The organism is Nonomuraea sp. NPDC004580, from assembly GCF_040609855.1.
In the GTDB taxonomy this organism is placed as follows: domain Bacteria; phylum Actinomycetota; class Actinomycetes; order Streptosporangiales; family Streptosporangiaceae; genus Nonomuraea; species Nonomuraea salmonea.
This window is the reverse complement of the sequence record NZ_JBEXLH010000035.1, coordinates 21,522-40,387: the sequence shown is the minus strand read 5'-3', so window position 1 is coordinate 40,387 and position 18,866 is coordinate 21,522. Positions and strand designations below refer to the sequence as shown.

General features: G+C 71.4%; 16 protein-coding genes. 8 read left to right on the top strand and 8 right to left on the bottom strand.

The genetic code is table 11. From position 1 onward, the window contains the following. Complete coding sequence (locus ABZW11_RS29610) at positions 1-1,149, top strand: hypothetical protein (RefSeq protein ID WP_355423909.1); 1,149 nt, start codon at positions 1-3, stop codon at positions 1,147-1,149. Positions 1,150-1,190: 41 nt separating this feature from the next. On the opposite strand, the gene ABZW11_RS29605 is transcribed toward ABZW11_RS29610, so the two are convergent. Beyond that, positions 1,191-2,258 (bottom strand): LacI family DNA-binding transcriptional regulator, encoded by a 1,068-nt coding sequence (locus ABZW11_RS29605; RefSeq protein ID WP_355423906.1) that lies wholly within the window; start codon positions 2,256-2,258, stop codon positions 1,191-1,193. 177 nt (positions 2,259-2,435) lie between these two features. On the opposite strand from ABZW11_RS29605, the gene ugpC reads away from it, so the two are divergent. Further along, entirely contained in the window at positions 2,436-3,650 is a 1,215-nt protein-coding gene (gene ugpC / locus ABZW11_RS29600; protein WP_355423903.1) for a sn-glycerol-3-phosphate ABC transporter ATP-binding protein UgpC, read from the top strand. Positions 3,651-3,825: 175 nt separating this feature from the next. On the opposite strand, the gene ABZW11_RS29595 is transcribed toward ugpC, so the two are convergent. Beyond that, positions 3,826-4,575: an SDR family oxidoreductase gene (locus ABZW11_RS29595; protein ID WP_355423900.1), complete on the bottom strand. Its 750-nt coding sequence runs from the start codon at positions 4,573-4,575 to the stop codon at positions 3,826-3,828. Between the two features lie 26 nt (positions 4,576-4,601). On the opposite strand from ABZW11_RS29595, the gene ABZW11_RS29590 reads away from it, so the two are divergent. Next, positions 4,602-5,762: a PQQ-dependent sugar dehydrogenase gene (locus ABZW11_RS29590; protein WP_355423897.1), complete on the top strand. Its 1,161-nt coding sequence runs from the start codon at positions 4,602-4,604 to the stop codon at positions 5,760-5,762. Here the strand turns inward: ABZW11_RS29590 and ABZW11_RS29585 are convergent. Further along, on the bottom strand, positions 5,722-6,057 hold the full coding sequence (locus ABZW11_RS29585; RefSeq protein ID WP_355423894.1) for a carboxymuconolactone decarboxylase family protein: 336 nt from the start codon (positions 6,055-6,057) through the stop codon (positions 5,722-5,724). The two genes, ABZW11_RS29590 and ABZW11_RS29585, sit on opposite strands and share 41 nt — an antisense overlap. Positions 6,058-6,306: 249 nt before the next feature. On the opposite strand from ABZW11_RS29585, the gene ABZW11_RS29580 reads away from it, so the two are divergent. Further along, a complete protein-coding gene (locus ABZW11_RS29580; RefSeq protein WP_355423891.1) occupies positions 6,307-6,984 on the top strand; it encodes a hypothetical protein in 678 nt (225 codons plus the stop codon). A 12-nt stretch (positions 6,985-6,996) separates the two neighbouring features. Next, positions 6,997-10,080 carry an AAA family ATPase gene (locus tag ABZW11_RS29575; RefSeq protein WP_355423888.1) on the top strand — a complete coding sequence of 1,028 codons (3,084 nt, stop codon included), beginning with the start codon at positions 6,997-6,999 and terminating at the stop codon, positions 10,078-10,080. Positions 10,081-10,146: 66 nt separating this feature from the next. Here the strand turns inward: ABZW11_RS29575 and ABZW11_RS29570 are convergent, their stop codons facing one another. Together ABZW11_RS29570 and ABZW11_RS29565 are read right to left on the bottom strand one after the other, a co-directional pair. Next, entirely contained in the window at positions 10,147-10,869 is a 723-nt protein-coding gene (locus ABZW11_RS29570; protein WP_355423885.1) for a class I SAM-dependent methyltransferase, read from the bottom strand. A gap of 9 nt (positions 10,870-10,878) precedes the next feature. Further along, complete coding sequence (locus ABZW11_RS29565; protein ID WP_355423882.1) at positions 10,879-11,988, bottom strand: FAD-dependent oxidoreductase; 1,110 nt, start codon at positions 11,986-11,988, stop codon at positions 10,879-10,881. A gap of 139 nt (positions 11,989-12,127) precedes the next feature. On the opposite strand from ABZW11_RS29565, the gene ABZW11_RS29560 reads away from it, so the two are divergent. Further along, positions 12,128-13,297, top strand: a complete 1,170-nt coding sequence (locus ABZW11_RS29560; RefSeq protein ID WP_355423879.1) for a TerC family protein — start codon at positions 12,128-12,130, stop codon at positions 13,295-13,297. 7 nt (positions 13,298-13,304) lie between these two features. On the opposite strand, the gene ABZW11_RS29555 is transcribed toward ABZW11_RS29560, so the two are convergent. Beyond that, complete coding sequence (locus ABZW11_RS29555) at positions 13,305-14,840, bottom strand: LLM class flavin-dependent oxidoreductase (RefSeq protein WP_355423876.1); 1,536 nt, start codon at positions 14,838-14,840, stop codon at positions 13,305-13,307. Between the two features lie 63 nt (positions 14,841-14,903). Between ABZW11_RS29555 and ABZW11_RS29550 the strand changes: the two genes are divergently transcribed. Then, positions 14,904-15,383 (top strand): hypothetical protein, encoded by a 480-nt coding sequence (locus tag ABZW11_RS29550; protein WP_355423873.1) that lies wholly within the window; start codon positions 14,904-14,906, stop codon positions 15,381-15,383. An 88-nt stretch (positions 15,384-15,471) separates the two neighbouring features. Then, positions 15,472-16,491, top strand: a complete 1,020-nt coding sequence (gene glnII, locus ABZW11_RS29545; RefSeq protein ID WP_355423870.1) for a glutamine synthetase — start codon at positions 15,472-15,474, stop codon at positions 16,489-16,491. Between the two features lie 49 nt (positions 16,492-16,540). On the opposite strand, the gene ABZW11_RS29540 is transcribed toward glnII, so the two are convergent. Together ABZW11_RS29540 and ABZW11_RS29535 are read right to left on the bottom strand one after the other, a co-directional pair. Then, positions 16,541-18,079, bottom strand: a complete 1,539-nt coding sequence (locus tag ABZW11_RS29540; protein WP_355423867.1) for an aldehyde dehydrogenase family protein — start codon at positions 18,077-18,079, stop codon at positions 16,541-16,543. Positions 18,080-18,297: 218 nt separating this feature from the next. Beyond that, positions 18,298-18,840: a cupin domain-containing protein gene (locus ABZW11_RS29535; RefSeq protein ID WP_355423864.1), complete on the bottom strand. Its 543-nt coding sequence runs from the start codon at positions 18,838-18,840 to the stop codon at positions 18,298-18,300. Between the last annotated feature and the right edge of the window lie 26 nt (positions 18,841-18,866).

Below are 18,866 nucleotides of genomic sequence, written 5' to 3'. Positions count from 1 at the left end.
ATGACGATCAATCCGTACGCCGGCAACCCGTACGCGGGATCGCCCTTCACCTACGCCGCCGAGCCCTCCGCGTCGCCGTACGCGATCGTCGAGCTGATGCCCGGCGCGCGCAACCTGTGCGAATACGCCGGGGTCGCCCGGGGTGACCGGGTGCTGCTGATGATGGAGCACACGGTGGACCCGGTGGTCGTGCAGGCCATCGCCGCCGCCGCGGCGCTGCGCGACGCGGACGTGCGCATCCTGTCGGTGCCGCCGTTCAGTGCGGGCGGCTGGGACCGCGAGGCGCCGCTGCAGATCGAGACGGCCGCCTTCCACGAGGCCGACGTGGTGATCGCCGGCACGTGGTGGGGCGAGGTGCACAGCGAGCCGCTGTTCTTCGACCAGATCAGGGCACGCTCGGCCCGCTTCGTGTCGCTGCACATGACCGCCACGGCCGGCGCGCTGCTGACCGGGGCCAGGCTGCCGGTCGAGGTCTTCTACGCGCTGGTGGCCAGGGCGCTGCGGCAGCTCGCCACGGCCTCCTCGATCAGGGTGACCTCGGTGCGGGGCACCGACCTGACGTTCGCCGGGTTCACCTTCGAGGACCCGGGGCCCGGCGGGCTGCGGCCGGGCGACTGGCGGCCGTTCCCCTACGGGGGCGTCAACTTCTGGCCCACCGAGACCGAGGGCATGCTCGTCGTCGAGGACTCCACCGTCACCGGCGTCCCCGAGGAGCCGCTGCGCATCACGCTCGAAGGCAACCTGGTCCGCAAGATCGAGGGCGGCGCCGCCGCCGTGCAGCTGCGCAGGTACGCGCCTGAGGGCTTCTACATGCGGCACGCGCTGTTCGGGCTCAACCCGAAGGTGCGGCTGGCCGGCGGCACCCAGTTCGAGCGGGAGAAGCACGCAGGCGCCTTCTACTGCGGGCTCGACGGGCTGACCGGCGGCCTGCCGGTGACCAGCGGGCCCGGGTTCGCCCACTGCGACTGCCAGGTGGACCGGCCGACCGTGGTGGTGGACGGCGAGCTGTTCGTCGAGCACGGGCGGCTGCTGCTGCTCGACGAGCCGGAGATCAGGCGGGCGGCGGCCAGGTTCGGCCCGCCCGAGGTGATCCTGGACGACAACCCGGTGCTGATCCTGCCCCGCCGCTACACGGGCGGCGCCGGGTAGGGAGGCCACGCGCGGCCCCGGCTCGGAGCGAGCCGAGGGGTTCAGTGGCGGGGGCCGCAGCTGCCGCGCACGATCAGCTGCGTGGGCAGCACCACCGAACGCGGCCGCCGGCCGCCCGACCGCAGCACCAGCTCGGCAGCCCGATAGCCCATGTCGCGCCCCGGCTGGGCGACGACGGTCAGCGGCGGTGAGCACAGCTCGGCCCAGGGGACGTCGTCGTACATGATGAGCGAGACGTCTCGTGGCACCCGCAGGTCGAGCTCCCTGGCCGCGAGCACGGCCGCCTCGCCGAGCACGTTGCCGCCCGCGACCACGGCCGACAGGTCGGGGCGGCTCTGGAACAGGCCGGAGGCGGCGGCGTAGGCGGAGTCGCGGCTGCCGGTGCCGAACACGATCAGCTCCTCGTCCACCGGCTCGCCCACCGCCTCCCTGAACGCCGCGGCCCGCCGGTCATGGCCGGGCCCGCCGATGAACGCGATGCGCCGGTGGCCGAGGCCGCGCAGGTAGCGCACCGCCGTACGGATGCCTGACCGGTCGTCGGCCGTCACGGACGGCACGTCCAGCGACCGGGAACGCGCGGGGGCGGGGGCGGCCCCGTCGAGCAGCATGAGGTCGTTGACCGCCCGCACCGCCGGGTCGTCGTCATCGGCGGACGGCACGGCGGGCAGCCGGTCGGCGAAGACCACCGTCATGCCCGCGCGGAGCGCCGGCGCCCAGCTCTCCTCGTCGCCCGACGGGACCGCGATGAGCCTGTCGACGCTCTGCTCCAGCAGCATGCCGATCAGCTCCGACTCCTGCTCGGGGTCGCCCGCCGTCGAGCCGAGCACGACCGGCTCGCCGGCCGAACGGGCGCAGGCGAGCACGCCCTCGGCGAGCTGGGCGTGGAAGGTGTCGGTCAGGTCGGGCACGAGCAGGCCCATGCCGCCGGTGCGGCGCTGGCGCAGGTTGCGCCCGAGCGCGCTGGGGCGGTAGTCGAGCTGCGCCGCGACGGCCAGGACGCGCTCGCGGGTCTGCGGGCTGGCCGAGCCGCCGGACAGCACCCGGGAGACGGTGGCGACGCCCACGCCGGCCGCCTCGGCCACATCCTTGATGGTCGCCCGCTTCTCCATGGAAACGATTCCATCATGGTTTCCGGTAAAGAGGAAGATGTGCGAAGAACAAGGGCTGGTCACGCCGTAACCCTTGACACTCATGTCCGTTTCGGGTGAGATGCTTGAAAACGTATCCACGTGAGTGGGAAACGGGACCAACATCCGGGCCACAGCCCTGGAGCGCGAAGGAATGTCATGGCATCCATCGTTCTGACGAACGTCGACAAGGTCTACGCCGGTGGCGTCAAGGCCGTGAACGGACTCAACCTTGAAATCAAGGACGGCGAGTTCATGGTGCTCGTCGGCCCGTCCGGTTGCGGTAAGTCGACCGCGCTCCGGATGATCGCGGGCCTGGAGGACATCAGCGGCGGCGAGATCGCCATCGGCGACAAGGTGGTCAACCACCTCCCGCCGAAGGACCGCGACATCGCGATGGTCTTCCAGAACTACGCGCTCTACCCGCACATGACGGTCGAGGAGAACCTCGCCTTCGGCCTCAAGCTTCGCAAGATGCCGAAGCCGGAGATCCAGAAGCGGGTCAACGACGCCGCCAAGATGCTCGGCCTCGAGACCTACCTCAAGCGCAAGCCGGCCGCTCTCTCCGGTGGTCAGCGCCAGCGTGTCGCCATGGGCCGCGCCATCGTGCGTGAGCCGCAGGCGTTCCTCATGGACGAGCCGCTGTCCAACCTGGACGCCAAGCTCCGTGTCTCCATGCGCGCCTCGCTCAACCAGATGCACGAGCGCCTCGGCGTCACCACCGTCTACGTCACGCACGACCAGGTCGAGGCCATGACCCTCGGCGACCGCGTCTGCGTGCTGCGCGACGGCATCCTGCAGCAGGTCGACACCCCGCAGAACCTGTTCGACAAGCCCGTCAACCTGTTCGTGGCCGGCTTCATGGGCTCGCCCGCGATGAACTTCGTCACCGCCGAGCTGGTGCGCGGCGACGGCGGCCCCGCGGTGACCTTCGCCGACATCAAGCTGTCGATCCCCGAGTCGACCTTCTCCGAGAAGCCGGGCCTCGACCAGTACGTCGGCAAGAAGATCATCCTCGGCATCCGCCCCTCCGACTTCGAGGACGCCGCCTCCGCCGGCAACCACGCCAACGGCTGGGCCACGCTGCCCGTCAAGGCGGAGGTCACCGAGGAGCTGGGCTCCGAGATCAACGTCCTGTTCCTGATCGACGCCCCGCCGGTCGAGCACAAGGACACCGTGGCCGCCGCCGACGCCGGTGACGACGAGGACAGCACGCTGCCGCTGGCGGGCGACAAGTCCCTGTGGACCGCCCGCGTCAACGCCCGCAGCCACGTGCGCCCCGGCCAGCAGATCGACCTGGTCGTCGACACGCACAACCTGCACTTCTTCGACTCGTCCTCGGGTCTGGCCATCGGCCACGAGGCCAACCGCTGAGGCGCTGACCTCCCATTCCCGGCCGCGGGCGACGCCCGCGACCGTCCGGGCCCCCACCGCGACCCCCTCCCGCGGCGGGGGCCCGCCTTTTGCCAGCGTCCCATCTTCAGCGTCCGGTCCTCAGCGTCCGGTCCTCAGCGTCCGGTCCTCAGCGTCCGGTTCTCATGTCCGACCTTCAGCGTCCGATCCGCTGCGACACCATCGCCTGCACGCTGCGCGGGATGAGCCGCCCGATCGCCACGACGGCCTTGTAGCGCAGGTCGGGGATCGACACCCGCTTGCCGAGCGCGAGGTCGCGCATCGCATCGCGCACCACGTCGTCGGCCTTGAGCCACATGAAGCCGGGAATGGCCGAGGAGTCCATCGAGGCCCGCTGGTGGAACTCCGTCCTGACGAAACCCGGGCACAACGCCATGATCTTGATGCGCGGGTCGCGCAGCTCGGCGGCGGCCGACTCGCTGAAGTTCACCACCCACGCCTTCGAGGCGCTGTAGGTGCCCCGCGTGAAGAACGCCGCCACCGACGCCACGTTCACGATCGCACCGCGCTCGCGCTCGCGCATGCCGGGCAGCGCCGCCAGCGTCAGCCGCAGCACCGCCTCGCAGTGCACCTTGAGCATGCGCGCCTCGCGCTCGACCGGCACGTCGGGGAAATGGCCGGGGTTGCCGAACCCGGCGTTGTTGATCAGCAGATCGACGCCGTCGCGCAGCCGCGCCTCGACCTTGGCCAGGCCCTCGTCCGTCGCCAGGTCGGCGGGCAGCACCTCGACCGGCACGCCGTACCTCAGCTTGAGCTGGTCGGCGGTGCGGATCAGGCGGAGCTCGTCGCGGGCCACGAGGACGAGCGAAAAGGCGTCGGCGGCCAGGCGCCGGGCGAAGGCGGCGCCGATTCCTGAGGTGGCGCCGGTGATCAGTGCGGTAGGCATGTCTGAACCCTAACGTTCGTGGCAGGATGAAGGCCGTGCGCCTCGTCGTGGCCGTGTTCTCGTTCGCGCTCCTGCCCGGTGCCCTGCTGGCCTGCACGCCGGCCGCCCCGGCCCCGGTGACGCCGTCGGCCGCCCAGAGCCCGGAGAGCTCCGAGGCCGCCACCCCTTCGCCGCCGTCCAGCGGCGAGCTGCGGTTCACCGAGATCGCCACGCTGGAGCAGCCGGTGGCGATGGCCGTACGCGAGGACGACGACCGCCTCTACGTCGCCGAGCAGACCGGCCGGCTGCGCACCTCCGACGGCGCGACGGTGGTCGACCTGTCCCGCGAGGTCAGCACCGGCAACGAGCAGGGCCTGCTCGGCGTCGCCTTCCACCCCTCGGGCCGCTGGCTCTACCTCGACTGGACCGACGCCCGCGGCGACACCCACGTCACCGAGTGGGCCTACGACGGCTCCAAGGCCACCGCCAGGCGCGACGTGCTCAAGGTCGACCAGCCCTACGCCAATCACAACGGCGGCCAGCTCGCCTTCGGCCCCGACGGCCACCTCTACATCGCGCTCGGCGACGGCGGCAGCGGCGGCGACCCCGAGGGCAACGGCCAGGACCTGGGCACGCTGCTGGGCAAGATCCTGCGCATCGACCCGCGCGGCGACGAACCGTACGCGGTGCCGCGCGACAACCCGTTCGTCGGCAAGTCCGGCGCGCGGCCGGAGATCTGGGCGTACGGGCTGCGCAACCCCTGGCGCTTCACCTTCGACCGCGGGAGCGGCGACCTGTGGATCGGCGACGTCGGCCAGAACGCCTGGGAGGAGGTCGACCGCGAGCCGGCCGGCTCGAAGGGCGGCGCCAACTACGGCTGGAACCTGCGCGAGGGCAGGAGCCCGTTCCGCGACGGCGAGGCCGCCGACCTGGTCGAGCCGGTGATCGTCTACTCGCTGCAGGAAGGCGGTAACTGCTCGGTCATCGCCGGCCACGTCTACCGCGGCACGAAGATCCCGTGGCTGCGCGGCCACTTCCTGTACGGCGACTTCTGCGCCGGATGGGTGAAGGCCGCGCCCGTCGACGATCTCGACGCCGCGGCCGACGTGGGGAAGGTGGAGCAGCTGTCGTCGTTCGGCGAGGGCCCCGACGGCGAGCTCTACGCGCTCAGCCTGAGGGGTCCGCTCTATCGCGTCGATCCTGCCTGACCCGCTCGATCAACGACTCCACCTGGTCGTTCAGCTTCGCGCCACGGGCCCATCCGGCGTAGTGGGTGAGGAAGACGACCACCTCGCGCAGCTCCGGCTCGTTCAGCTCGCCGGCGCGCAGGGCCACGTCGAGCTGGATCTCGGTCGCCTCGTGCAGGCCCTGACCGACCAGCAGGCCGAACAGGAGCAGCCGGCGCTCCCTGACCGACAGCACCGGGCGCGACCAGACCTCGGCGAACAGCCGCTCGGCCGTCATGCCGAAGGAGTCGACGGTCTCCATGGCGGGTTCTGTCATTGTTCACTCCGCGGGTGTCGGAAGGGATCCTCATATCTTTCGCTACTTCCCGAGATGAACCAATGGGAGGTTGCATGAACGTTGGAGTCCCGAGCAACCGGTTTCGCGGGCGTCACCGGCCGATCTGTAACAAGTGAAGCCAATCTACGGCCAAGATTTGGTCAAGATTTACTCCTGTGCATCGGGCCTCATTTCACCAGAAAGCGGGCACAACCACTCCGTTGGTCCGCTAAGCGGAGGTAAGCCCTGGTGAACAAGACACGGGGGTTGATCGCGCTGTTGGCCGCGATCCTGACGCTGTCCGCGTGCGGGCAGCCGGAGTTCACCTACGTGCGGGACAAGGGCGGCACCACCTACTTCAAGGTGCCGGCCTCCTTCAAGCAGCTCGACGCGTACCCCATCGAGCTGTACCTGTCGGGCGACCATCCCCACTCGCAGGCGGCGCTGCTGCGGGCCCAGCGGGTCTGGTCGGCGGCCTTCGACCAGTCGGCGCAACCCTCGGTCGCCCACCTGCTCGGCTCGGCCGACCCGTTCGTCTACGCCACCGTGCACCTGCTCACCGCCGAACAGCGCGACGCGATCTCCCTCAACCGGCTGCGGGACTTCATCCTGCCGGTGACGGAGCAGACGCGCGCGCTCTACGCGCAGCGAGCCATGGCGACCGGCCAGGCGCCCCTGTTCAACCGCTTCGAGGCCCTCAGCGACGACGTCCTCAGCCTGGACGGCGGCGCCAGGGGTGTGCACGTCCGCTTCAACTACCAGATCGGCGCGTACGTCCAGACGTTCGACCACACCGCCATCCTCGACGAGAAGGGCGCCACGGTCTCCGTCATGCTCATCGGCTGCCGCTCCACCTGCTACCGCGAGCGCGCCGCCGAGTTCGACAAGATCGCGAGTTCTTTCAAGCTGCTCCGGCTGCCTGGATGAGGGAGCCCGTCCATGACGACCACCCACCACGAAGGGCTGCGCGCGCCCGGCAGCGGCCCGACCGACCCGGACTCCGTGACCAGGAAGAAGATGCAGTTCTGGGACCGGAGCAAGTTCCTCATCGTCCTCGTGCTGGCCTACCTCATCCTCACCTGGAAGGTGATGGCGGACTTCGAGGGCGTCATCACCTTCCCCGAGGCGGCGCGGAGCATCGCGCGGTCGTACCAGTGGATCTTCTGGCTGCTCGGCGCGGAGATCGTCAGGCAGGCCCACTTCCTCATCAGCGAGCGCTCGCCCGGCTACCACCGCTTCTGGAGCAGGACGGTCTTCGGCGGGTTCGAACGCTGGACGCACCGCCGTTTCGACGACTGGACGCGCTTCCGGCTCGCCAGGGCGCTGAAGATCGCCTTCTTCGTCACGCTGGTCGCGCTCGTGCTCGGCGCGGTGCTCGACGTCAGCCCGTTCGCCGCGCTGCTGCAGGCGCCGGCGCTGGTGTGGCAGGCCCTGCCGTTCCTCTTCCAGATCCTCTTCCTGTTCTTCTTCATCATCATCCAGTTCGTCGGGCTGTTCTGGTTCCTGTCCAGGGGCGGCGTCGAGACGTACTTCCCCGACGACATCAAGACCCGCTTCCACGACGTGTGGGGGCAGGACCACGTCGTCGAGCGGGTCCGCGAGAACATCGTCTTCCTCGAACGGCCCGACGAGATCGAACGGCGCGGCGGGTACGTGCCGAGCGGCCTGCTGCTGTGGGGGCCGCCCGGCACCGGCAAGACGCTCATGGCCGAGGCCGTGGCCGGGGAAACCGGCAAGCCGTACGTGTTCGTGGACCCGGGCGCGTTCACGAACATGTTCATGGGCATCGGCATCCTCAAGGTCAAGGGCCTGTTCAGGAAGCTGCGCAAGCTCGCGCTGCGCTACGGCGGCGTCATCGTCTTCTTCGACGAGGCCGACTCGCTCGGCAAGCGCGGCCGCCTCGCCCAGCAGGGGCCGCCCGGGCAGGGCGGCGGCTTCTCCGGCTGTCACGGCATGACCTACCTGTCCGAGCCCACCCGGCAGCTGCTCGCCTTCCGCCCCCGCCGCCATGGTGACGAGGAGGAGCCCGGGCGGCGCAGCCGGTTCTTCATGGGCGGCGGCATGATGAACAGCGGCGACCCCGGCACCTTGCAGGCCCTGCTCACCGAGCTGTCCGGCCTGAAGAAGCCGCGCGGCTTCTTCAACCGCCTGGTACGCCGGCTACTCGGCATGCGCCCCAAGCCGCCGCCCAAATACCGCATCCTCGTCATGATGGCCACGAACCGGCCCGACGCGCTCGACGAGGCGCTGCTGCGGCCCGGCCGCATCGACCGCATCTACAAGGTCGGCTACCCGTCCAAGGCCGGGCGGGTGCGCACCTACCAGGGCTACTTCGACAAGGTGTCGCACGAGCTGACCGCCGAGCAGATCGACAAGCTCGCCACCATCACCCCGTACGCCACCGGCGCCACCATCAAGGACCTGGTCAACGAGTCGCTCATCACCGCCATCAGGGACGGCAGGGAGATCATCACCTGGTCCGACGTGCTGCGCGCCAAGCGGCTCAAGCAGCTCGGCCCGCCCGAGGACGTCGAGTACATCGAGCGCGAGCGGCACGCCGTGGCCGTGCACGAGGCGTGCCACGCCGTCGTCGCGTACGTGACCCGCTTCCACCTCGAGATCGACATCGCCACCATCGAGAAGGGCGCCGACTACCTCGGCATGGTCGCCTCGATCAAGCCCGAGGACCAGTTCACCCGGTGGAAGTCCGAGCACGAGGCCGACATCATGGTCTCCCTGGCCTCACTGGCCGGTGAGCGGATGTTCTTCGGCGAGGACAACTCCTCCGGGGTCTCCGGCGACCTCTACTCCGCCACGTACCTGACGGCCATGATGGAGTCGTACTGGGGGATGGGCTCCGGCGTCACCTCCCTGCCCGCGCTCCAGGAGCTGGAGATCACGGGCGGCAAGGCGGTGCGCAGGCCGGGCGGCGGCGGCTCCATCGGCATCACCGACCGCGAGCCGGTCAGGCGCCCGGCCGACCTGACGCCCGACGTGCTGGGGGAGCGCATCGAGTTCAACCTCGTGCGGCTGCTCGATCAGACCGAGGAGCTGCTGCGGCGGCACCGGCGCGAGGTGCTGTGCCTGGCGCACGCGCTGGAGACGCACAAGACGCTCAACGGTGACGACGTCGTGGCGGTCGTCCGCGGCGAGCGCGGCCCGCTCATCGACGGCACGGTGTACGCCTCGGAGGCGTTCTACGAGGAGCTGGAGGAGTACCACAGGGACGCCGCCCAGGCCCACAAGGACCACAGCCCGATCGCCCGCACCCTCCCCACGCCGCTCGCCACCGCCATCCCGCCTCCCACCAGCCCGCCTCCCACCAGCCCGCCGGCCCAGCTTCCCCCGCCCGCCGCATACGGCCCGGCCATCACGCCTCCCGACCTGTACGGGTGGGAAGGGCCGGTCGCGGTGCCCGATCCGGCAGCAGGCGTCTCGGGGCCGGTCATCGTGCCGCCGGTCGGGTCGATCGGGGAGCCGCAGGATCGGCCCGAGTTCGTGCCGTGGGCCGCCGCGGGACCGCCGCTCGCCCAGCCCGTCGCTCAGCCGTCCGTCGCGGTGAGCGCGGGGCCGGGACGTGGGCGGAGGGTGTGGCTCGTCGTCGGGAGCCTGCTGGTGCTCGTGGCGCTGTCCCTGCTCACCGCGCTGGCCGTCACGGGCGTGCTGTCGGGCGCCACCGGCAGCACCGGCGCCGTGGGGGGCCGCACGGGCGCCACCCCGGCCGTCAGCGGGGCCGTCAGCGGGGGCGGCGGCGGGGGCGGTGGCGGGGGCGGCGCGGTGACCGCGCCTGGCATCGCCTCACCGGGCCTGCTGCTCCTGCTGTTCGTGGTGATCGTGGCGGTGATCGTCGGCACCGGGCTGACGTATGTGGCCGTCAAGGGCATCCGTACGGCCCAGGCCAAGGCGGAGCGGGAACGCGACCAGGCGCACGCCCGCGCCCAGCTCCTGGCCGCCGCGATGGACCCGGACATCGCCATGCGCCTGCTCGGCTACGACGGCACCGACCCCGGCCGCCGTACCTGACGGCCTGACGCGCCCGGGCCACCCGGCCCGGGCGCGTCAGTGTGCGGACCACCCGGCCCCGGCGCGTCAGCGTCCGGCGACCACGATCATCCGCCGGCTGTCGATCGTCAGCGGCCCGCCCTCCGCGCCGAAGGGGTGCACGCTCGTGAACCCGGCGGCGAGCATCAGGTCACGCAGCTCGGGAAAGGTGAACAGCCGCACGAAGTAGGGGACCGTCCTGACGCGTCCGTCGCGGACGATCGTCCGCTCGACCACGTTCCTGCCGGTCTCCAGGTCGAGGCGGTGCCGCTCGACGACCAGGTCTCCGTCGCGCTCGACCACGGTGGACGCCTGGTAGCCGCGGACGACGGCCGCGTAGTTGTTGAGGTCGATCGCGATCCGGCCGCCCGGCTTGAGCGCCGCGGCCGCCCGCGCGAGCACGCGCTGGTTGTCGGAGTCACTGAAGTAGCCGAAGGCCGTGGACCAGCAGACGATGCGGTCGAACCGTCGCGTCCACGGCAGGCGCCGCATGTCGCCGTGGACGTAATCGGCCCCGCCGCCCGCACGGGCCCGCTCCAGGAAGACCCGCGAGGAGTCGAGACCGGTCACCCGGCAGCCACGGCGAACGAGCGGGCCGGCGATCCGCCCGTGGCCACAGGCGAGGTCGAGCACCTCCAGGCCGGGCCGCAGATCGAGCAGCCGCCAGATCAGGCCGGCGTCGGCGTCGGCGCGGGCGTCGAGCTGCTCGGCGAAGAAGTAGAGGTAGTCGTCATCGAAGAGACCTTCGGCGTCGAACGTCGGCTCGGTCATGGTGCTCCGTCACCGGGTCATCGCGACGGCGGCGAGCTCGGGGGCGGGACGGCCGTCCAGGATGGCGCGGGCCATGGCGTCCCCCACGTACGGGCCCATCGTCAGTCCGGCCGCCCCGAAGCCCGTAACGACGTGCACCCCGGGAGACCCCGGCAGCGCGCCCGCGATCGGGAGGTCCTCCGACGGGAGCGGGCGCAGCCCCACCCGGGTCTCGATGAGCGTGGCGCCGGCGAGCCCGGGGGCGAGGCGGAGGGCGTCCGAGAGGACCTGCCACTGGCCCTGCGCGGTCACCCGCGCGTCGAAGCCGCTGCCGCTCTCCCTGGTCGCCCCCACCGCCACCCGCGAGTCGTCGAAGCCCACCAGGTAGTGGTGGGACAGCGGGTGCACAGACGGCCAGCCGCCGGTGTCGGCGCCGTCGAGGCGCAGGTGGGTGATCTGGCCGCGCTGCGGCTCGACGGGCAGGCGCACGCCGTACGGTTCGAGCAGCCGGTTCGTCCACGCGCCAGCGGCCACCAGCACGTCGTCCGCCGCCAGCCGTTCGGAACCCACCTCGACCTCCGGCGCCCCCTGCGGGCGGGGCAGCAGCCTGGCCTCGCCGCTCACCCGGCGAGCGCCGTAGTGGGCCGCGCCCTGGAGCAGCGCGTCCCGCAGGGTGCGGCCGTCCACCCGGCCGCCGCCGGTGATGAGCACGCCTTCGAGGCCGGGCGCGAGCACGGGGACCAGCGCGCGTACCTCGTCGCTGCCGAGACTTCGCACGTCGCCGACGATCGCGCCGGCCGTGCGGGCGCGCGCCTCCACGCGGGCCCGCGCCTCGGCCAGCCGCGCCGGGTCCTCGTGGACGAGCAGCGAACCGGTCCGCCGGTGGTCGGTTCGCCGCACCCCCGCCTCCGCCAGCAGCTCGATGAGTTCCGGATAGTAGGCGGCGCCGGCGGCGTACAGGTCGTAGAACGGGCCCTCGGCCGTGGAGACCCACGGCGAGATGATGCCCGCGCCCGCCGCGGTGGCCTGCCCGGCCAGGCCCGGGTCGACGACCGTGACGGCCGCTCCCCGCCGGGCCAGCGCGAAGGCGGCGCTCGCGCCGGCGATGCCGCCGCCGATGACGATGACGTGGTGTGACACCCGAAAGGTCCTCTCTGTGGGCTCTTTCCCGCGAGGCTATCGAGTTCGGAGAACGCGGTACCGGGTACCACCTGCGACGACGAGTACGCGCAAGGCCGGCGCAAGCCCCCACGACGCCCGGCACCCGTAGGGGAGCCCGATGGACGTATCCGCAGCGGTGTGGTGGCTGACGATCCTGGGGATCGTCGCGTTGCTGGCGTTCGACTTCTTCTTCCACGTCCGCCACGCGCACGTGCCCGCCCTGCGCGAGGCCGCCGTCTGGTCCGCCCTGTACGTCGGCATCGCGTTGCTGTTCGGCGTCGGCGTGTGGTGGTTCGGCGGCTCGGACGCGGGCGCCGAGTACTTCGCCGGTTACGTCACCGAGAAGGCGCTCTCGGTGGACAACCTGTTCGTCTTCCTCGTCATCATGGCCAGCTTCAAGGTGCCGCGCGCCGACCAGCAGAAGGCGCTGCTGTTCGGCATCGTGTTCTCGCTGCTCGCGCGGACGGGGTTCATCCTGGTCGGTGCCGCGCTGATCAACCTGTTCGCCTGGGTGTTCTACGTCTTCGGCCTCATCTTGCTGCTCACGGCGGGCAACCTGCTCAAGCCGGAGGGGGAGGAGAGCCACTCGCCCGACAACCTCATGGTGCGGGTGGCCCGCGGGCTGCTGCGGACGAGCGACGAGTACGACGGCGACAAGTTGTTCACCGTACGGGACGGGCGCCGGGTGATGACCCCGATGCTGCTCGTCATGATCGCCATCGGCGGCACCGACATCCTGTTCGCACTCGACTCGATCCCCGCCATCTTCGGCCTCACCCAGAACGTCTACATCGTCTTCACCGCGACCGCGTTCTCCCTGCTGGGCCTGCGCCAGCTCTACTTCCTCATCGACGGCCTGCTGGACCGGCTCATCTACCTCAGCTACGGCCTGGCCGCCATCCTCGGCTTCATCGGCGTCAAGCTGATCCTGCACGCGCTGCACGAGAACAACGTGCCGTTCATCAACGACGGGCAGCCGGTCAAGGTGGTCGAGATCAGCATCGGGCTGTCCCTGACGGTGATCATCGGCGTGCTGCTGGTCACCGTGGTCGCCTCGCTGGCCAGCCCCAGGGGCCGGGCCCGCAACGTGGTGTCCCTGGTGCGCCGGCACGCCCAGCAGTACCTGGACGTCGAGCACGACCCCGAGGTGCGCGAGGAGATCTACCGGCGGCTGCTCTCCGAGGAGGCCAGGCTGGCCGACCTGCCGCCCAAGCACCGCGACCTCGCCGCGGACGAGCGGCTGGCCGCACTGCTGCGCCGCGCGCACGCGGAGCACGACCGCGCCTGAGCGGCGCTCAGACGCGGATGCCGAGCCGGGCGATCGGCTCGACCAGCTCCTCCTCCTCGTACGCGAAATGCGACGACAGCACCCGCACCAGCCGGTCCACCTCGGCCCTGACCTGCTCGATCGCGGCCGGGTCCGCCAGCAGCGCCACGCACGCGGCGTCGAGCCGGTCGAGCAGCTCGGCGATCACCTCGTGCTCCTGCTCCAGCTTCTTGACCACCGGCGCCAGCGTCGAGTCGCGCTCCAAGACGGCGGGGAACATCGACTCGTCCTCGATCGTGTGGTGCACGGTCAGCAGCCGGTTGAACGTGGCGCAGAACGTGCCGAGCGTCCAGTGGTTCTGCCGCACGCTCAGCCGGTTGATCGCCGAGCGCAGCGCGCCGGTGCCGGCGTGGCCCGCGGCCACCTGCTCCACCGCGTCCTGGACCTGCCGCAGCTCCTGCCGGTAGCCGTCGTGCACCTGCACGAGGTGACGGCCGAGCCGGACCTGCTCGGGCGTCAGCGCCGCCGGGTCCTGCCTGGGCGCGTGCGGCCGGCCCGCCTCGTCAAGGTCGTCGAGCGGGGTCAGCGTGACGGGCCGCTCGGTGATGGGCCGCTCGGGAATGGGCCGCTCGGTGATGGGCCGCTCGGGAATGGGCCGCTCGGGAATGGGCTCGGCTTCACCGCGCTCCTTGGTCACGGCCTCGCGTACGGCAGGCGCCACCTCTTCGGCGAACGTGCGCAGGTCCCGCTCGGCGTCCTCACCTGGCGCCAGCACGAACCCGGTCATCCCCACCTCGAACACCAGCTCCGTCAGCTGCTCGGCCCACAGCGCGGCGGGCCCGTCGAGGAACCCGCGCCCCGGCAGCGGCGAGAACGTCCCGCCCACGTTGTAGATCCGGCGGATGCCTGCCGGGTCGCGCCCCGCGTCCTCGGCGGCGGCGTCCAGCACCTTCGTCTGGCGGGCCACCGCGTCGGGCGGGCTGTAGAAGGAGGAGGGCAGCCAGCCGTCGCCCATCCGCCCGGTCAGCTCCAGCATCCTGCGCTTGATCGCGCCGATCCAGATGCCGATCGGATGCGCGGGGAACGGCCCCGGAGCGGCTCCGTCGAGCCGGTGATGGTTGCCCTCGAACACGACGGGCTCGCCCGGCGTCCAGAGCGCCCGCAGCACCGTGACGGCCTCGGCCAGCGCCTCGATCGACTCGCCAGGCGACAGGCGGCGCCCGCCCATCGCGGCGATCGCGTCCCAGAACGCCCCCGCGCCCAGCCCCAGCTCCACCCGGCCGCCGCTGAGCAGGTCGAGCGAGGCGGCGGCGCGCGCCAGCACGGCCGGGGGCCGCAGCGGCAGGTTGACCACGTCGGGGACCAGCCGGATTCGCTCGGTGCGGGCCGCGATGACCGACAGCAGCGTCCAGGTGTCCAGGAACCCCGCCTGGTACGGATGGTCCTGGACCCCGACCAGGTCCAGGCCGAGCCGGTCGGCCAGCGTCACGTGGCGCAGCAGCCGCTCGCGCCCCTCGGCCTCCGGCGACAGGAACGCGCCGAACCACAGATCATGCATGTCCATCCCCCCGAGTCGATGGTCGCACGGCTCCGTGAACCGCCGCCCGCTGCCCTCCGTCTTACGGATGTGCACCGGCTCCGCGCGCCCCTGGCCGCCCTCCTCCTCGCCTGCGCCGCCTGCTCGACCACGGTGGAGTGCACGGCGATCGGCACTCCCGTCGGCGTGGGCGTCGCCGTACGAGCGCCGCTCGCGGCCCGGGCCCAGGAGGCCGGCCTGGAGGTCTGCTGGGACGGCTCCTGCCGCCGGGCGCGCGCCGAGCTGTTCCCCGCCACGCGGGCGGGCGAGCAGACCTGCTCCGGTGACACCTGCTCGGTGACGGCCGTGCCGACCGGCGACAAGCACGGCTTCGGCGCCTTCGCCGGGCTGCCCGCACGGCCGGTGGAGGTCAGGCTGACGCTGCGGGACGCGGAGGCGAAGCCGCTGCTCGAACGTACGGTGCGGGTCACCCCCAAGGAGCGCTTCCCCAACGGGCCCCAGTGCGGTGCCGGCGGGCCCAACACCACTGTCACGGTCATGCCTGATGGGAGCGTACGGACGGAGACCTGATTAACACGACGTTCACATTCGGGCAAAAAGCGGGAAACGGCTGTCCGTAAGACTCGGCGTGGCTGAGAAGAACCCCGAAAGGACCGCCGTGAGCTACAAGGCTGAGTACATCTGGATCGACGGCACCGAGCCCACCGCCATGATGCGCTCGAAGACGAAGATCCTGACCGACGGAGCCGAGCCGCCGGTCTGGGGTTTCGACGGCTCCAGCACCAACCAGGCCGAGGGCCACTCCTCCGACCGCGTGCTGCGCCCCGTCTTCGTCTGCCCCGACCCCATCCGCGGCGGCGACAACAAGCTCGTGCTGTGCGAGGTCGAGGAGATCGACGGCACGCCGCACTCCAGCAACACCCGCGCCCAGCTGCGCCCGGTCGCCGAGCAGTACGCCGACCAGGAGTCCTGGTTCGGCATCGAGCAGGAGTACACCTTCTTCAAGGGCAGCCGCCCGCTCGGCTTCCCCGAGGGCGGCTTCCCCGCCCCGCAGGGCCACTACTACTGCGGCGTCGGCGCCGAGGCCGTGTTCGGCCGCGACATCGTCGAGCTCCACCTCGACCGCTGCCTCGCCGCCGGCCTGAAGATCTCCGGCATCAACGCCGAGGTCATGCCCGGCCAGTGGGAGTTCCAGATCGGCCCGGCCGGTCCCGTCGAGGCCGCCGACCACATGTGGGTCGCCCGCTACCTGCTCTACAGGACGGCCGAGGAGTTCGGCGTCGAGGCCACCCTCGACCCCAAGCCCGCCCGCGGCGACTGGAACGGCGCCGGCGCCCACACCAACTTCTCCACCCGCGCCATGCGCGAGGGCTACGACGCCATCATCACCGCCTGCGAGGCGCTCGGTGAGGGCGACAAGCCGATGGAGCACGTCTCCCAGTACGGCGCCGACATCGAGCTGCGCCTGACCGGCCACCACGAGACCGCCCCGTGGAACAAGTACTCCTACGGCGTGTCCAACCGCGGTGCGTCCGTGCGCATCCCGTGGCAGGTCGAGGTGGACAAGAAAGGCTACATCGAGGACCGCCGCCCCAACGCCAACGTCGACCCGTACGTGGTCACCCGCCTGCTGGTGAGCACCTGCTGCGCCGCCCTGGAGAAGGCCGGCCAGGTCTGATCCCGCTCACGAGAAGAGCCCCTCGCATCAGCGAGGGGCTCTTCTCGTCTCACGCCAGGCGGAAGTCCAGGTCGGGGACGATCTCCGCGACGTCCATCTGCGCCTTCTGCAGCCGGCCCGAGTGATCCCAGTTCATCGCCTGCCAGCGGGTGAACTGGTCGAGCACCCACATGCCCGACTGGCGGCTGCCGTTGCCCGACTTGCCGTTGCCGCCGAACGGCAGGTGCGCCTCGGCGCCCGAGGTGGAGTTGTTGACGCTGACCATGCCCGCCGAGACGCCCTCGCGGAAGCGGAAGGCGTGCCGGGCGTCGGTCGTGTAGATCGAGCTGGACAGGCCGTAACCGGGCAGGTTGGCCAGCTCGATCGCCTCGTCCATGGTCGCGAACGAGGCCACCCCGACGATCGGGCCGAACGTCTCCTCCATGAACAGCCGGTCACCGGGCCGCACCCCGTCGACCACCACCGGGTGGTAGTAGAGCCCATCGCCGCCGTCGAAGCCGCCGCGCGGGCTGTCCTTCGTGATGCGTCCCGTCGCGCCCGTCACCACGCGGTGGTGCGGCTCGATCCAGGTCAGGTACTCCTCGTAGCGGTCGGCGAACTTGCGGTCGAGCAGCGGCCCGGCCAGGACCTCCTCGCGCGGGTCGCCGATCCTGGCCGACTCCACCGCCCGCGCGAACCGCTCCACGAACGCGTCGTGGACGCTCTCGTGCACGATCACCGTGCCGAGGCTCGTACAGCGCTGGCCCGCCGTGCCGAAGCCCGAGAACAGCGCGCCCTCCACGGCCAGGTCGAGGTCCGCGTCCGGCATGATCACCATCGGGTTCTTGCCGCCCAGCTCCAGGCAGGCCGACTGCAGGTGCCGCCCGGCCAGCTCGCCGACCTTCCTGCCCACCTCGGTGGAGCCGGTGAAGCCCACCTTCTGCACGCTGCCCGCGCCCAGCGCCAGCTCCAGGCCCCTGAAGGTCTCGGCGCCGTCGGCGAAGACGACGTTCAGCACGCCGTCGGGCAGGCCGGCCGCCACGAACAGCTGGTACATCGCGTGCGCGGACGCGGCGGCGTACTCGGCGGGCTTCCACACCACCGCGTTGCCGCACAGCAGCGCCGGCACGAGGTACCACGACGGGACCGCCACCGGGAAGTTCCCCGCCGTGATCACCGCCGCGACCCCGACCGGGGTGCGGAAGGTGAACAGGTTCTTGTCCGGCATCTCCGACGGGACGGTCTGCCCGTACAGCCTGCGGCCCTCGCCCAGGAAGAAGTCGCAGGTGTCGACGATCTCCCTGACCTCGCCCAGCGCCTCACCGTACGGCTTGCCGATCTCCTCGGTCACCAGGGCCGCGAGCCGCTCGGCGTTGGCCTCCACCAGGCGCCCGATGGAGGCGATCACCCGGCCGCGCACCGGCGCGGGCACCTTGGCCCACTCGCGCTGGGCCTCCTTGGCCGTACGGCAGGCGGCGGCGAACGTGTCGGCGTCGGCCAGCCCGACTCTCGCCACGACCTCGCCGGTGCGGGCGGGGTTGACGGAGTCGTACGTGGACGCGGCCTCCGCGTCCTTGCCCCCCACGATGGAAACGATCTGACGGCTCACCGCTGCCCTCCTCATAGTTCCTCCGGCCAGACAATCATCTCGCCGCAAAAAACCCAAGGTGACCCGACGCTGACCACCTCGCCCCAGCCGTCACCAGGCCCTGGGAAGCCATATCCGGCGCTGGAAACCAGGCAGGAGTGACACGCGGCGCCGAGAGGCAGGCCCAGACCGAGCCCGCCGGCCGCGGCCATCGCGACGTACGCCGGTGGCGTCGGGTGTCAGGCGGAGAAGTCGGCGAAGTCGAAGCCGGGGGAGACCACGCAGCTCACCAGCACCGCCTCGCCCCCGGCCGGGCGCGCCGACTGCCAGACCCCGCCCGGCACGACCGCCTGCGGCACCTGGCCGTCCTCGACGTCCTGCCCCAGGGTGACGACGGAGCCGCCGATGGTCAGCGCCAGCGGCCCGCCCCGATGCCACAGCCACAGCTCCGTCGAGCGCACCACGTGCGGCACGGACTCCTCGCCCGGGTGCAGCAGGAAGTAGATGGCGGTGGCGCTGGCACGCTCCCCCGGATAGCCGTCCGGCGTGAACGTCACCGGCGACCGCCACGTCTCCCTGAACCAGCCGCCCTCGGGATGCGGCAGCAGGTCGAGAGCGGCGGCGACGGGCGGACGCTCGACGAAGGCGACGGGGGCGCCGGTGACGTCTCTGCGCAGGAAGCGTCCGTCGAGAACGAGCTGACCGTCGAGCGGACTGGCCAGCGCCGCCGCCTCGTCGGCCACTTCGACGCACGGGCCGTCGGGGTAGATCCGCAACTCCACAGAGCGAGTCTAGGCGCCCGCGCGAC